The following is a 15,575-nucleotide window of genomic DNA, read 5'->3' on the forward strand; positions in this document are numbered from 1 at the left end:
TCCTCGCCCTCCTCGTTGCATCCGGTGTCCGGCCGGTGTCCGGTTTCACCCGCTGGCCCTCGCCCCTCACCCGCTGGCCCTGGCCCTTCACCCGCGGGCACTGGCCGCGGCGGCCGGCGCCGGCTCGTCCGGCAGGGCGACCTGGACCAGGCCGCCCGGCGCCCCGCGCCGGACCAGCACCCCGCGGCCCGGTGGGCGGATCTCCGCCCGTTCCTCGCCGATCAGTACGCCCTCCCGGCGGTCGCCGGAGAGCACCAGCCCGCCGCAGCCGAGTTCCTGCATTCGGGTCAGGAACCGGTCGCCGAAGCTGCGCCCCGTCCCGGCCACCCGGCGGGCCAGCACGATGTTCAACCCGATGTCCCGGGCGTGCGGCAGGAAGTCCAGCAGCGGCGTGAACGGCTCCCAGCCGACCAGGTCGTAGTCGTCGACCAGCAGGTAGATCTGCGGCCCCTGCCACCAGTCGCGCTCGGCGAGCCGCTGCGGGGTGATGTCCGGCGGCGGCAGCCGCTTGGTCAGCTCCGCGGCGAGCTGCTCCAGGTAGACCCCGGCGGCCCGCAGGTCCGGGGCGTACGCCGCGAGGTGGTCCGCGGGTACCGCGCCGAGCAGCGAGCGCCGGTAGTCCACCAGCAGGATCCGGGCCTCCCACGCCGAGTTCCCGGCCACGATGCCGTCGATCAGGACGCGCAGGAACGAGGTCTTGCCCGATCCCGCGTCCCCGAAGACGCAGAACTGCGGGTCGCCGCCGGGCAGGTCCAGCCGGACCGCCGCGAGATCCGCCTCGGCGACCCCGATCGCGACCCCGCCCGCGACGCCGGCGGGTGCCGGCAGGGCCGAGCGGTGGATCCGGTCGGGCAGCATCCGCACGGCGGGCGCCCCCGGGCCGGACCAGCCGGCCGCGATCTTGGCGATGGCGTCCTGCTCCGCCTCGTACTCGCCGTCCACGCCCTCCCGGCCGTCCAACCGGGGCAGCACGAGCTGGAAGTACGCGCCGGGCGCGGCCAGCCCGCGACCGGGTCCGGTCGTCGCCAGCCGGGCCGCCAGCCGCCGGTTGATCTCCGACTCGCTCGGGTCGTTGAGCCGCAGCTCGACCCGGGTGCCGATGCTGTCCCGCAGGGCCGGCCGGATCTCCGCCCAGCGGCTGGTGGTGAGCACCAGGTGCACCCCGGCCCCGAGGCCGCGGGCCGCGATGTCGGTGACCGCCGCCTCCGCGGCCTCGACCTCGCCCCGGAGCCCACCCCAGTTGTCGATGATCAGGAACACGTCCGCGGCGCGCAGGTCGGCCGGCAGCCGGCCCGCGGTACGGCGCTCCCGGAACTCGGCGATCGACGTGACGCCCAGCTCGCGCAGCATCGATTCCCGCTCGACGATCAGGGTGTGGATCTCCGCGAAGGTCCGGCGGATCCGCTCCCGATCGGTGCGGTCGGCCACCGAGCCGACGTGTGGGGCGGCGGCGTACTGCCGCAGGCTGCCACCGCCGAAGTCGATGCAGTAGAACTGCATCTCCCGCGGGGTGTGCAGCAGCATCCCGGCCATCAGCACGGTACGCAGCGCGGTGCTGCGCCCGGTCTGAGGCGCCCCGACGATCGCCAGGTGCCCGTGCGGGCCGCCGAAGTCCATGGTCAGCGGCTGCTGGCTCTGCTGCACGGGCAGGTCGAGCACGCCGATCGGCACGACGAGGTCGCCCGAGCGTGGCCAGCCCTGCGCGGTCAGCCCGCGACCGGGCCGGACGCTGGCCGTCCCCAGCAGGTAGTCCAGCGGGATCGCCGCGGGCAGCGGCGGCAGCCACACCTGGTGCGCGGGACGGCCGAGCCGGCTGAGCCGGTCCACCACCACCGACAGTTCGGTGCCGGCCCGCTCGGCGTCGGCCCCGTACCCGTACCCGGCCTCGGACCCGGTTTCGGACCCGGCTGCGGCGGGGATCTCCTCGCCCGGTTCCGGCGCCGCCGCACCGGCCCGGCGGGACGCCTCGAACGGCAGCACCGAGGACCCGGGCACCCGGCCGGCCTCGGCGCGCTCCCGTCCGTCGTGGTACGCGGCGGAGACGTGGGCGACCCGGAACCGCTGGTAGAGCGACTCGTCGACCTTGAGGTACGCCGATCCGGGGATCGGCGGCAGCCGGTACGCGTCGGTCGTGCCGATCACGGTACGGCTCTCCGCCGCGCTGAAGGTCCGCAGGCAGATCCGGTACGACAGGTGCGAGTCCAGCCCCCGCAACCGCCCCTCCTCCAGCCGCTGGGTGGCCAGCAGCAGGTAGATGCCGAGGCTGCGGCCCACCCGGCCGATCTGCACGAACAGGTCCACGAACTCCGGCCGCCCGGTCAGCAGTTCGCTGAACTCGTCGACGATCAGCAGCAGGTACGGCAGCGGGGCCAGCGGCGCCCCGGTGGTGTCCCGGCCGCCGGCGGCCTGGCGTCGCTGGTACTCGCGGATCGAGTCGACGTCGCCGGCCAGCCGCAGCAGCCGCTGCCGGCGTTGCTGCTCCCCGATCAGCGCTGCCTGGACCCGGTCGATCATCGCCGCGTCGTCGGCCAGGTTGGTGATCAGCCCGGCGACGTGCGGCAGCCCGGTCAGCGGCGCGAACGCGGCGCCGCCCTTGAAGTCGATCAGTACGAAGCTGAGCTGGTCCGGCGAATGGGTAAGCGAAAGGCCGGTGACCAGGGTGCGCAACAGCTCGCTCTTGCCCGAACCGGTGGCCCCCACGACCAGCCCGTGCGGTCCGAAGCCGCCCTGCGCCGACTCCTTGATGTCCAGCACGACCGGCTCGCCGTCGCCGTCGCTGCCGATCGGCACCCGCAGCAGCCGGTCGGCGGGGGTTTCCGCCCACCGCGCCGGGAGATCGCCGTCCAGCCGGTCGGCGCCGAGCACCATCTCGGTCAGCGAGACGACCCGGGACAGGGCCTCCTCCCTGGCGTCGGTGAGCCGCAGCGGCGCCAGCCGCCGGGCGATCAGCTCGGCCAGTTCGACGCCCAGGTCGTCGGCCGCACCGTCCCGGACGCCGGCCGCGACCAGTTCGGGCCGACCCTCGACCTGCACGCCGCCCCGCTCGTCGAGGCGCAGCCGCAGGTCGACCCGCTCCGGCTCGTCGGTTTCCCGCCGTACCAGGAAGACCAGCGTGATGCCGAGCTGCGGCCCGGCGTTGACCAGCAGGTCCCGCAGCAGCGCCGAGCGGCCCCACTCGGAGACCGGCTGGAATCCCGTGCACACCACCACGAGCCGGCGGCCGGCCGGCGGGGGCGCCGAGCTGGCCGCGTCGCAGCGTGGCCTGCTCCTGCCGGTCCAGCAGCTCCCGCTCCAGCAGGTCGGCCAGGTCCGCCGGGTCGCCGGCCACCATCGGCAGCACCCCGGCCGGACCCGGTGTGTCCGGCTCGATGACGTGTGGCAGCCACTTCGTCCACTCCCACTCCCCCGGGCCGCCGGACTCCACGGCGAGCCCGACGTCGTCCGGGGCGTGCAGCACCGCGAGTTGGCAGAGCAACGCGCGGGCCAGCGCCGCCGTGCGCTCCGGCGGGCCGAGCACGCTCAGTACGCCGCAGCCGGCCAGGTCGACCACGGCCGGCTGGTCGCCGATCTGTCCCAGCCGGTTGACCAGCCGCTGAGCGGCGCGCAAGGACTCCCAGTCGTAGTCGGCGAGCGGGTCGAGCCGGGTGCCGATCTGGATCGGCGTGCTCAGCGGGGCCGTGCCGAGGCCGACCCGCAGATGCAGGAAGTCCCGGTCGGTCGGCCGGCGCTCCCACACCCGCTCGTAGCCGGCGCTGATCGCCCACAGCCCCTCCGGATCCGGATGGGTCAGCGCCGCGTACAGCCGCTGCGCCGCCGCCACCTCCCGGGCGCGCTCGCGGGACGCGCGGATGTGTGCCCGGTAGCGCAGCCGCTGCCGCCGGTTGCCCTGCCGGTTGGTGCTGCGCGCCTGCATCCGGGTGGCCAGCGTGGTGCCGATGGCGGCGAGCACGAACAGCACGCCGATCACGATCAGCAGCGGGCGCCCGAAGGTGATCATGTAGGCGGCCATGCCGATGCTGCTGAGCAGCGGAAGCGCCAGGGTCAGCCACATCCCGCCGGACTGCGCCGGGGGCACCTCCGGCGGCGTGGGCAGCACGATCTTCTCCTGCGGCAGCGCGGGCGGCAGCAGCCGCGCCGGGCGGTGGAACGCCAGCCGGCTCATCCCGTCCTCCCCCTTGCGGCGGTCATCCGGTGCACCTGACCCGGACCTGCGTCACCGCCAGCCGATCGCCGGCCGCGGGCGCGACACCCCGGTCGACCAGTTCGACCGCGACGCCGCCGGCGCTGACCGGGAAGGTGCCGGCGGCCGCCCACGTACCGGGGCCGGCGGTCTGGTCGAGGTCGAACGCCGCCAGCCGGGCACCGTCCCGGCCGGCCCGCACGTAGTACCGGGCGGCCCGGATCGCGGCGTCCCGGGCGCGGGCCGGCGCCGGCCGGAAGACCTCCACCGCACACCGGGTGTACGCGGTGCCCGGCGCGAACCACCAGACGGCCCGCTGCGGGCCCTCGGTCGCCGGGTCGCCGCTCGTCGGGACCGCTTCGAACGTGCCGTGGCACCCGTCCCCGGTCCAGCCGCCACGGGCGACGGTGTACCACTGGGCGGTACGGCCCTGCACGTCGAACCCGCGGTCGGCCGCGGTGGCGCAGTCCCAGCCGCTCACGGCCGTGAACGCGGCGACCGCCGGCGGCGCCGCCGGGCGGTCGGTGCCGGGCAGCGGGACCGGACGGACCAGTTGCAGCACCACCCCGGTGCCGAGCGCCGCCGCCGCGGCGAGGGCGGCGACCATCAGCACGACGTGTGGCCGGGCCGCCGGACGCGGTACGTCCACCCGCGCCCAGCCGTTCTCGACCAGGGCGGCCACGGCTTCGCGGCGCTGCTGCCGCGGCGAGCCGGTGCTCGGCGGGGAGATCGTCATCGCTCACCCCGCCCCCGGGCCGTGCCGCCACCAGCCCTCGGGCGCGGTCACCGCGCCGGGTTCGCGGGCGGCCCGCGGCGCGCCGGCCGGGCCGGGACCCCGGGCGCCCCCGGCATCGGAACCCCCGGGGCCGGCGCCGCCGGCATCGGGACCGCCGGTGCCGGGGCCGCCGGAACCGGTGCCGGCATCGGAACCGCCGGCATCGGAACCGCCGGAACCGGTGCCGGCATCGGGACCGCCGGGGCCGGGACCGCCGGGAGGCGCCGGGGTTCCGCCGGCGGTGTCCGGGGCGAGCCGCCCGAGCAGGGTCCCGCGCGCCCGGGGACGTTCGGCCGGCCCGACCCCGACCAGCACCCGGTCACCCGTGGCCGACCTGGCATGTTCGGCCGCCTCCGACTGCGCCGCCGGGATCATCGCCCGGTCCGGAGCGACGCCCCGCTCCGGCTCCGCCGCCGGTTCCGGTTCCGCCGCCCCGGCCGGGCCGCCGGCGGCGACCGGTCCCGCGACCCGCGCCGGGTCCGCCACCGGGTCCGGACAAGCCACGGTGGCCGGCTCCGACGGGGCCGGACCCGGCGCGGCCCGGACGAGCTTGCGGATCCGCAGCGCCAACAGCGCCAACAGCAGCAGGGCCACCAGCACCGCCACCACCAGCGCGAGCAGGCGCTGACCCGACCAGCCGGAGTCGCCGGCCGGCGCGACGGGCGCCTCGGGACGGCGACCCTCGTCCATGATCACCCTGGTCACCGCCTCGCCCGGATTGATCAGCCCCCAGCCGTACCGGGCATCCGGCGCCGACGAACCGACCCGGTCGGCGGTCGCCTCGATCCGGCGCACCACCTGCGCCGCCGTCAGATCGGGGAAGCGGGACCGGACCAGCGCGGCCTGGCCCGCCACGAACGCCACGGCGTACCGGCTGCCGGAGTGCCGGACCTGCCCGGTACCGCTGATTCCGAGGCTCGCCACGTCGACGCCCGGCGCGACGACATCGACCTGGCCGGTGCCGTACCCGCCGGCCACCGCCCCGGCGATGTCGATGGCGGCCACCCGCAGCAGCCCGGGGGCCGGGGCCTGGCCGGCGGCCGAGGCTCCGGCCACCACGACCGCGTCGTGGGCGAGCGCGGACGCGATGGCGCGGGCCACCGCCGGTCGGGTCGGGTCGACGTACCCGCCGAGCGCGATCACCCCGGCCCCGGCGGCGACCGCCACCTCGACGGCGCTGGCCTGGTCGGTCTCGGCGGCGGCGGTGCTGCTCGTCGCGACCCGGACCGGGTACACCGAGGCGTCCGGCGCCATGCCCGCGGCGCCGCCGCCGTCGGCCCGACCCGCCACGATCCCGGCCATCGCGGTGCCGGTGCCCAGGCAGTCCACGTCGCCCCGGCCGCTGCCGGTGGGGATGTCGGCGCCGCCGCTCAGCCGCCCCGCCAACTCGGGCCGGCTGCCGTCCGCGCCCGAGTCGACGATCGCCACGGTCACCCCGGCGCCCCGGCTGTACGGCCAGGCGTGCTCGGGCGCGACCCGCAGCACCGCCCACTGGTCCTGGCCGCCCGCGCCGTCCTTCGGGGTGCCCGCGCACCGGGCCGCGGGCGTGGGGTTCGCGGGCGTGGGGTTCGCGGGCGCCGGCGTACCGGGGTCGGACGGGCCGCCGACCTGCCCGGCCGGCGGGGCGGCCGCGGGGGCCGTGGGCGGCAGGCCGTATCGCAGGCCGTCGCCGTACGCGTCCCAGGGCAGCAGCAGCACCCAGCCGGCGTGCAGCCGGTCCGGGTCGGTGAGCGCGGCGCCGTCCGGCTGGATCCGGTCGACGTTGCGGTCGAGGATCTCGGCGCTGCGCGACCCGTTGCCCAGGAAGCGCTCGGCGATCTCGGTGAGATTCTCCGGCCGTCCCTGGTAGGCGGGGGTGACCACGTAGTACTTGAGGTAGGGCGCCTCGGTCGGCTCGGCGGACGCGGCCGGAGAGCCGCCGAGCGACCCGGCCACGCCGAAGGCGGCCGCGAGCAGCGCGAGCAGGACGCGCGGCCGCGCGCCACGCCACGCCCCGGGGGTACGCGCGGGCCGCCGACCCCCGGGGGTACGGGCGGGCCACTGGGTCGCCGGCACGGGCGGACCTCCTCCTCGGTGATGTCTCCCGTCCGGATTACGGCCGCCACACCCGGTTCATTCAGATCGGGTTTCCGTCGGTCCAGATTGAATGAACCGCGCCGCCCGCCCGTCGTAGGGGACGAGGAGCGGATGAGGTCGGGGGTGGTGACATGCAGGCAGCGACAACCGCCGGGGGCACGGTGCCGGCTGGTACGGCCGTTTGCAGCGGCCGGGATGCCGCGGTGACGGTGGCGATCGTGGACGATCAGCCGATCCCGCGCAGCGGCCTGGAACACCTCGTCTCGGGCATGGCGCGGGTCACCGTGGCCGCATCCGTCGGGTCCATCGAGGAACTGGATCCGTGCGACCGCTACGACGCGGTGGTCCTGCACCTGCCGGCCGCCGACGACGGGCTGTCGCTCAAGAGCATCACCCGGGCGGCGGAGGCCGGGCATCCGCTTGTCATCTCCGCCTGGGACCGGCCGCCCGGCGTGCTGGCCGCGCTGCGGGCCGGAGCCCGGGGCTGCGTGCTGCGCCGCTCGACGCACCGCACCGTGGTCTGCGCCCTTGAGGTGGTCGCCGCCGGCGGCCTCTACCTGTGCGACTCGCTGGCCGACCGGTTCCACATCGAGCTGAGCCGGCCGGCCGGCGCCGACCCGCACGGGCTCGCGCCCCGGGAGGCGGAGACGCTGCGCTGGATCGGCCGCGGCCTGACCCACGCCGAGATCGCGCACCGGATGGGGCTGACCCCGGCCACCGTCAACACGTACGCCAAGCGGATCCGTGGCAAGCTCAAGGTGAGCAACCGGTCGGAGCTGACCCGGATCGCGCTCGAACTCGGCCAACTGCCGGACGCGCCCGCGTGAGATGGGGGTGACGCTCGGAGCCGGACAGCGCGTGGCCGCCCGCGGCTGGGGCAGCCACCGCACGATCGCTGCGGCGGTGCGCGCCGCCGCCGAGGGCGCGGTGGTGACGGTCACCGCCGGGGTGTACCGGGAAAGCCTGCTGATCGACCGCGCCGTGACGATCGTCGCCGACGGCGAGGTCCGGATCGACGCCGGGACCGGGCCCGCGCTGCTGGTGCGCGCCGGCACCGTACGGGTACGCGGGCTGGCGTTGCGCGGGCCGACGGCGGACGGCACGGCGGTGGCGGTGACCGGCGGGACGCTGGACCTGACCGACTGCGACGTCTCGGGCGGCCGGCTCGTCGTCGAGGGCTGGGGGAAGGCCGAACTGACCGGCGGCCGGCTGCACGGCTGCACCGGACCGGCCCTGGCCGCCCGCGGCGACGCGACCGCGCGGCTGACCGGCACGGTGATCGAGGACGTCGACGGGCCGGGCATCGAGGTGGCCCAGTCGGCGAGCGTCGAACTTGCCTCGACCGTCACGACCCGGGTGACCGGTGCGGCCGTGGCGATGCTGGGCGGCACCGCCACGCTGGTGGACTGCGAAATCGCCGAGGCCGGCAGCGGGCTGTCGGCCGGCGGGACCGGCCCGGTCACGGTGCGCGGTGGCCGGCTGCGCGACATCACCGGCGACGGGATACGCGCCGGCGCGACCGCCGTCCTCGACCTGCGGGACACCGCGCTGCACCGGTGCGGCGGCAACGGGATCGCCAGCGACGGACAGGCCCGCGTCGAGGCGCACGGCTGCCAGATCCGGCGCTGCGGCGCGGCCGGCGTGTTCGCCTCCGCCGGCAGCCTCGTGCGGTTGACCGGCTGCGAGGTGCGGGCCAGCGACGTCAGCGGGCTGGTGGTGCGGGAGTCGGCCCGGCTGGAGGCCGACGACTGCACCGTGGCCTCCTCCGGCGGCAACGGGGTGTTCGGCTGCGACACCGCCACGTTCCGGCTGTCCGGCTGCACCATCGAGGAGAGCGGGTTCACCGCGGTCCATCTCGGCGACGCGGCGCTGGGCGAACTCGACCGCTGCACCGTACGCACGACGCCCGAGCACGGAGTCCGGGCCACCGACCGGGCCATGCTCCGCCTCGACGGCGGCGCCGTCGAGGATGCCGGCATGACCGCCGTGCACCTGGACGGGCAGGCCGACGCCACGGTACGCGGGGTCCGGATCCGCCGGGCCGGCGTCGGATTCGACATCCGGGACACCGGACACCATCCGCTCGTGGAGGGCTGCGTGGTGGCCGAGATCGGCCGGACCGGCTTCCAGGCCGGCCCGCTGACCAGCCCGACAGTGCGGGACTGCACCTTCACGCACACCGGGGCGGCCGGCATCGTGCTGGAGCGGGCCAGCCGGGCCGCGGTGGACTCCTGCACCATCGGCGACGCCGGCGGCAGCGGCCTGGTCGTCTGCGACGACGCGGTCCCGGTGATCCGCTCCGTCGCCGTCGAGCGCTGCCGCGGCGCCGGTATCCACCTGGCCGCCGGGACGGCCGGGCGGATCGAGGACTGCACGGTCTCCGGCACCGACGGCGTCGCCGTGTACGTGGGCGAACGGGCCACCCCGACGCTGCGTACCTGCCGGATCCGGGACGTCGACCGGGACGTGGAGGTGGCGCCGGACGCGCGGCCGGTGTTCCAGCGGTGCGCGTCCACCGGGGTACGGCTGGCCACCCTGCCCACCGACCCGGACGGCCGGGCCGTGCCGGGCGGACCGGAGGTCCCGGCCGGCCGGGGTGTCCCGGGCGGACCGGACCGCGGCAGCGGCAGCGGGTCCGGGCACGACGGCGCCGCCGCGGACGCCGACCCGGCCGAGCGCCTCGCCGACCTGCTGCGGCAACTCGGCGAACTGGTCGGGTTGCACCGGGCCAAGCAGGACGTGGGCACGATGGTGCAGCTCATGCGGATGGTCCGGCGGCGGCAGGAGGCCGGCCTGCTCCCGCCGCCGCTGTCCCGGCACCTCGTCTTCGCCGGCAACCCCGGCACCGGGAAGACCACCGTCGCCCGGCTGTACGGCCAGATCCTCGCCGCGCTGGGCATCCTGGCGACCGGCCACCTGGTCGAGGCCGACCGGGGCACGCTGGTCGGAGAGTACGTGGGGCACACCGCCCCGCGGACCCAGGCGGCGTTCCGGCGCGCGTTGGGCGGCGTGCTGTTCATCGACGAGGCGTACGCGCTGGCGCCGGACGGCCGGGGCAACGACTTCGGCCAGGAGGCGATCTCCACCCTGGTCAAGCTGATGGAGGACCATCGCGACGAGGTGGTGGTGATCGTCGCCGGCTACCCGGACCAGATGGAACGCTTCGTCCGGGTCAACCCGGGGCTGGAGTCGCGGTTCACCCGCACGCTCACCTTCGACGACTACTCGCCGGCGGAACTGGTGGAGATCGTGGCACACCAGGCGGCCGGGCACGAGTACCGGCTGTCCGGGCCGACCCGGGACGCCCTGGCCGGATACTTCCGCGCCGCCGACCGGGGCGAGGGATTCGGCAATGGACGGTTCGCCCGCCGGGTGTTCCAGGAGATGACCGAGCGGCACGCGCAGCGGATCGCGGAGCTGGTGTCCGCCGGAACGACCGAGGTCGACACCGACCAGCTCAGCACGCTCACCCCGGCCGACCTACCGCAGGTCGAGGGCGGATCCGAAGGTTTCCCGCCGCCGGGGTGAGTCGGACCCGCCCCGGCGGCCGTGTTAGAGGCATGGAACAGGACGGAATGAGCCTGCAGGGGCTGATGCGCCGGGCGCAGGACATCGCGCAGCAACTGGTCCAGGTACGGCAGGACCTGGCCGGCCTGGAGCTGACCGGCTCCGCCGGGGACGGGACGGTCCGGGTCACGATGCGCGGTGACGGCGAGGTGACCCGGGTCGTCATCGACCAGTCGGCGGTGGACGAGGGGGACGCGGCGGCGCTGTCCACGCTCGTGCTGGGCGCCCTGCGCAACGCCCATGAGGGCCTCAAGGAGGCCGCGGCCCAACGGGTCAACGGCACCCCCGGCGGGCCGCCCGCGGCGCTGTCCGTGCCCCCGCGTCCGCATCGGCCCCGGTAGCGGGCCGGCCCCGGTAGCGGGCCGGCCCCGGTAGCGGGCCGGCCCCGGTGGCGGGCCGGCCCCGCAGGTGTCAGAGCACGGTGTAGTTGCGGGTGTTCGTCTGCTCGGTCGCCGCGTAGTTGCCGTGCGCCGTCCGCATCCGGCCGATCGCCTCGTCCAGCAGGGACATCAGCGTGTCGGTGGCGTTGTTGAAGTTCGTGACGAGCGTGCCGAAGCTGGTCGCGGCCGGACCCTGCCAGTGGCTCTCCACATTGGTGAACGTGGTCTTCAGGCTGCTGATCCCCCCGCTGATCGTGGTCCGCTCGCCGGAAACCTTGCCGATCGCCTCGGCGAGCGCGGCCAGATCGACCCGGAACTCCGCCATCGTGCTCTCCTTCCCCAGGGCCGGCTTCCACGCTAGAGCCGGGACACCGAGACGGCGCAATCCCGCGCCGGCGGGACACCGGGCGTCACCGCCGGCCGGTCACCGACCGTCCTGCGGCTTGCCGTCCGGTGGCGGGTTGCGCAACGCCGGCAGGTAGTGGTTGATGCCGAGGACCAGGTGCAGCACCGTCGGCCCGGCGGGCGGCGGGGCCGAGGGCGATCGCCCGTGTACGTGGATCACGACGCCGAGCAGCTCACCCGCGTGCGCCAACAGGTAGTCGAAGAGGTGGTGCGCCCATTGTCCCGGGGTCAGCAGGTCCTCCCGGAACCGCGCGTAGTCGTCCGGGCTCGTCGCGGCCGTGCGCAGCATCTGTTCGATCCGCGGGTTGCGGTCGATCTGCGCCGACAGGTACCGGCGCAGCCCGGTCGGGTCCAGCAGGGCCAGCCGGGCGATCTCGGGAGACGGCGACTCGACGTCCCGGGCCGCGGCCAGCACGGCGGAGAACCAGCAGTCCCCGTCGGGCGCCGTCCACCGGGCGTGCAGGTTGAGCGCGCCGAGGGTCGCGGTCTGCTCTGGGGTGAGCCGGTTCGGGTCACCCTCGGACAGCTCCAAGGAACTCGGCACCTCGCTGTTGCGGCCGATGAGCGCGGACCCGTACTGGTCCAGGCTCCATGCGACGCGGCTCCACCGGTCCCGGGACTCGGCCAGGATTCCGCCGGTGCTGTCGCCGGCCTGCCCGGACACCCAGTTCAGTCTCGCCGCGTACGAGGCCGCGACCTGCGCGCCGCCGCGCAGCAGCGGAACGAAGTCCTCCCCGGCCATGGCCGCGGCCACCAACTCCAGCAGCGACAACCCGGCCTCGTCGTTCATCCGGGTGTGCCGGCGGTGGGCGTCACCGTTGAGCCAGCACGCGGCCAGTTCAGGGGTCTCGATGAGCGCCGTGCGGAGCGGGTCGATCACGGGGAGGACCGGAACCCGGGGGGCGCTGCGGGCGATCTGGGCGAGCACCCGACCGCGCAGCGCACTGGGCTGCTGCGCACGGGCCGCCGGCCGGTCGTTTTCGATTCTGATGAGCCGGTGGAACGTCGCCAGGTGCCGACCCAGCCGGGTCTGGTCCAGCCCGGGAGCGTGGAAGTGCCGGACCTCCAGCACCGCCTGCGGCACATCCAGCCGGCCGCCGTTGTCGTCCAGGTCGAGCATGTTGGCGCCGACGTCCAACGCGTCCGCCTGGTTGACCCGCGGATTCCCCGGACCGGGCGGCATCAGCGCGCTGCGCAGGTAGGTCGACACGGTACCGGCGGCGGGGTTGAACAGCGGCAGATCGAGCAGTTCCGCATCGGTCAGCTCGACCCCGACCGCGCGCCGGAATGCGGCCAGCAGCATCGCGGAGATGTTGTCGTGATCCTCCGACAGGTATCGCCGGGCATCGTCCGGGAGCCCGGCCCGCATCCCGGACAGCGAGGTACGCGCGGCGACGGCGGTGTAGTTCTTGCTGATCCAGCGCGTCTGCCTCGGACGGGTGCCGTGGTCGAGCACGGCGACGACCTGCGTGTACACGACGGCCAGGTAACCGCGCAGTTCGTCGAGGCCCGCAACGTCGGACAGGAAGCGCAGCGCGAACCTCGGCACCTCACGGCCGAGAACGCAGGACAGGTACCGCAGGGCCAGCGCCCCGGCGAAGTCCAGGCCGTCGCGCAGATGTCGGGCCGGTGGCGCCGCGTACGACTCCCGGGCCACCAGTTCCAGCGGGGCGACCAGCCCGTGCAGCGGGACGCCGATGGTGAACTGCACGAACATGTCGACCGCCCGCACGTCCACCCGGGGTCGGATCCACACCTGGTCCGGAACACCGGCGAAGCCGTCCTGGCTCCGGAACACCGACGCCAGTGGCACCCGTTCGATGACCGCGGCCAGCAGCCTGCGCACCAGGTCTGCCGTGTCGAGCGCCCGGCGGGCGTCGGCCCGGTTCGTCTCGCCGGGCAGCACCGCCATCGGCTCCGTCGCGATCTCCAGTACCCGCGCGCCCCTCTGCCGGTCGTAGGTCCCCCACAGCACGCCGGGCACCCTGAACAGCACCAGTCGATCGGCCGGGGTGACGCCCGGGGCGAATTCAAGAACGTATCCGCCGAATTCCACCTCGAACCCCGTGGCGCCGCCGAGAAGGCCGTCGGGTTCGTCGGGCCGGCGCGGGCGGCGCACCCCCGGGGCGACCGGCACGGTGCGGCCGGAGTGGCCCGCCGTCTCCGCCACCTCCGCCACCTCCGCCGACGCCGACGGAGGCGAAGACGGCGGCGCCATCGCCAGCGGCGGCAGCGCGGTTGCGCCGCCCGGCTCGGGTACGGCCGCGCCGCTGCCGGCCGCCGGTGCGTCGACCCCGGCCGACCCTGCCCCGGCCGACCCGGTTGGGGTCGGCACGGCAGGGGTCGGCACGGCAGGGGTCGGCACGGCCACCACGTGCAGGTTGCCGGGGGCCAGCAGGCGGCGGACCTCCACCCCGCCCACCGTGGCGACCTCCCCCGCCGCCGGGCGCAGGAGGCGGTACGTCCCGTCCCCACGGCGCGCAGCGCCTCCGCGGTGCCGCCGGATCGGCCGATCCAGACCAGCGTCCCGGCCGGCAGCGGCAACCGCGGGACCTCGAAGGTCGGCGGCGCGACGGTCAGGCCGGCGGCGGAAGCGGCCAGCAGTTCCGCCACCCGGTCGGCCTGCGCCCGGAACGGCATCCGGTCCAGTTCCGCGGCATCCACCGCTCCGGTGGGTACGCGCCCGCCGGCCGCACCGGCCGAGGCCACCTCCGATGGTGCGCCGTCCAGCAGCCAGCGGACGCTCTGGTCGGCATGCCGCGCGCCGGGCCGGACGACCTCGGCGGCCGGGATCACGGTCTCCGACGGCGGCTCGGCGACGGCGTCCACGGCGGTGGCGGGGTGCCCGTCGGTGGCGGGGTGCCCGTCGGGCCGCGCCGGCCGGCCGAACACCCGGGTGGGCAGGTAGTGTTCGTTGACCCGGACCACCACGTAAAAGTCGTCGGCCATGTCCGGCTCGCCGCTGCCGGCGCCGATCACGATCGGGTATCCGTCCGGCGCGCCCACGATCCGCAGCGCAAACCCCGGATCCGCGCCCTGCGGACCCGGGGTGCCCGACCGGTCCAGTTGCCCGGCCAGACGCAGGACGTTGATGGTGAGCGCGGGGTACACGTCGCCCAGCCGGCCGGCATAGTCACCGAGCCGGCGCAGCCCGGTGACGACATCGGGCAGGGCATAGGACTCGGGGACGTCCGGATCCGGTACCGCGAGGTAGACACCCAGTCCCAGGGCCTGGTGGTGCCGGTGCTCCGGCCGGGCGGCCGCTTGGACCACGTCGGCGACGAGCCGCCGCAGGTCTCGGCCGGTGACGGTGCCGCCGCTCAGTTCGGCGCCCGGCAGCTCGAACTCGGCGGCCAGTACCCGCATCGCCCGCCCGATCCGGTCCGCCCCGGCAGTGGCCACAACGGCGTGGAAGAAGCAGTCGCCGTCGCCGGGCACCTCGCCCACTTGGCGGTCGTTCGCCTCCAACCACTCCTGTACGCCGGGCGGCGGCTCGTAGAGGCCGCCGTCGCGGTTGCGCCTACCCTCGTACCACCAAATGGGATCGGGGTCGGAACGGGTGCGTGCGGATACGGCGGCCGGGGCCGGGGCCGGGGCCGCCGGGGCCGGGGCCGGGGCCGCCGGGGCCGGGGCCGCCGGGGCCGGGGCCGCCCAGGCGGCAGGCGGCAGGCCGGCCGGCACCGGTACCTCCCCGGTCGGCGCGGGCGGCGATCCGACCGGCGTGGCCACCACGTACCTCGCGTCGTGAACGAACCAGTGATGCAGGTCGCGCAACTGCACGAACCAGATCACGCCGGTCGCCGGGTCGTGGGCCTCGCCGTCGCCGGTCGTCGTGATGATGAGGGCCTGGGCGGGCTGCCCGGCTCGGCCCATCCAGACCCGGGTACCGGCAGGCAACTGCGCCGGTCGTACGTCGCTGCGTTCGCCGACGGTCATCCCGGTCAGAGCGGTGCCCAGATACACGGCGACCGCCGCGGCCTGGGCGTCCAGTGGCCGTTCCGCGATCCCGGGCGGCCAGCCCGCGGTCCCCGGCGCAGCGGCAGCCGCTGCTCCCCGAGCCGTCCTGACCAGCCATTCGGCCGCGGCCTGGGGCAGCCGGGTCCCGGTGGGAGGCCGTGTCAGCCGGCGGCCGCGCGACGACGAGCGGGATTCCGGGCCGCTCGTGCTGCCGGCCGAATCGCTCGGACGCGCG

At 75.7% G+C, this 15,575-nt stretch carries 9 protein-coding genes; 4 read left to right on the top strand and 5 right to left on the bottom strand.

Translation table 11 applies throughout. The annotated features are described in order from the left end of the window. Window positions 1–87: 87 nt before the first annotated feature. Complete coding sequence (gene eccCb / locus CIK06_RS16365; RefSeq protein ID WP_198347888.1) at window positions 88–3,204, bottom strand: type VII secretion protein EccCb; 3,117 nt, start codon at window positions 3,202–3,204, stop codon at window positions 88–90. A gap of 164 nt (window positions 3,205–3,368) precedes the next feature. Between eccCb and CIK06_RS30060 the strand changes: the two genes are divergently transcribed. After that, complete coding sequence (locus CIK06_RS30060) at window positions 3,369–3,596, top strand: hypothetical protein (protein WP_198347889.1); 228 nt, start codon at window positions 3,369–3,371, stop codon at window positions 3,594–3,596. Between the two features lie 588 nt (window positions 3,597–4,184). On the opposite strand, the gene CIK06_RS16370 is transcribed toward CIK06_RS30060, so the two are convergent. Further along, on the bottom strand, window positions 4,185–4,916 hold the full coding sequence (locus CIK06_RS16370; protein WP_095565550.1) for a hypothetical protein: 732 nt from the start codon (window positions 4,914–4,916) through the stop codon (window positions 4,185–4,187). 3 nt (window positions 4,917–4,919) lie between these two features. Next, window positions 4,920–7,010 (bottom strand): S8 family serine peptidase, encoded by a 2,091-nt coding sequence (locus CIK06_RS32165; protein WP_095565551.1) that lies wholly within the window; start codon window positions 7,008–7,010, stop codon window positions 4,920–4,922. Between the two features lie 152 nt (window positions 7,011–7,162). Here CIK06_RS32165 and CIK06_RS16380 point away from each other — a divergent pair, with 152 nt between their 5' ends. From CIK06_RS16380 to CIK06_RS16390, 3 genes are read left to right on the top strand one after another with little or no spacing between them, the layout of a single operon-like run. Beyond that, window positions 7,163–7,858 carry a response regulator transcription factor gene (locus CIK06_RS16380; RefSeq protein WP_095565552.1) on the top strand — a complete coding sequence of 232 codons (696 nt, stop codon included), beginning with the start codon at window positions 7,163–7,165 and terminating at the stop codon, window positions 7,856–7,858. A 7-nt stretch (window positions 7,859–7,865) separates the two neighbouring features. After that, a complete protein-coding gene (locus CIK06_RS16385; RefSeq protein WP_198347890.1) occupies window positions 7,866–10,559 on the top strand; it encodes a right-handed parallel beta-helix repeat-containing protein in 2,694 nt (897 codons plus the stop codon). A 32-nt stretch (window positions 10,560–10,591) separates the two neighbouring features. Then, window positions 10,592–10,939 (top strand): YbaB/EbfC family nucleoid-associated protein, encoded by a 348-nt coding sequence (locus tag CIK06_RS16390; protein ID WP_095565554.1) that lies wholly within the window; start codon window positions 10,592–10,594, stop codon window positions 10,937–10,939. A gap of 70 nt (window positions 10,940–11,009) precedes the next feature. Here CIK06_RS16390 and CIK06_RS16395 read toward each other — a convergent pair whose 3' ends face one another. Beyond that, window positions 11,010–11,303 carry a WXG100 family type VII secretion target gene (locus CIK06_RS16395; protein WP_095565555.1) on the bottom strand — a complete coding sequence of 98 codons (294 nt, stop codon included), beginning with the start codon at window positions 11,301–11,303 and terminating at the stop codon, window positions 11,010–11,012. Window positions 11,304–11,402: 99 nt separating this feature from the next. Beyond that, window positions 11,403–13,796 carry an OTU domain-containing protein gene (locus CIK06_RS29450; RefSeq protein ID WP_198347891.1) on the bottom strand — a complete coding sequence of 798 codons (2,394 nt, stop codon included), beginning with the start codon at window positions 13,794–13,796 and terminating at the stop codon, window positions 11,403–11,405. Window positions 13,797–15,575 lie beyond the last annotated feature (1,779 nt).

It is taken from the genome of Plantactinospora sp. KBS50 (assembly GCF_002285795.1).
Classification (GTDB): domain Bacteria; phylum Actinomycetota; class Actinomycetes; order Mycobacteriales; family Micromonosporaceae; genus KBS50.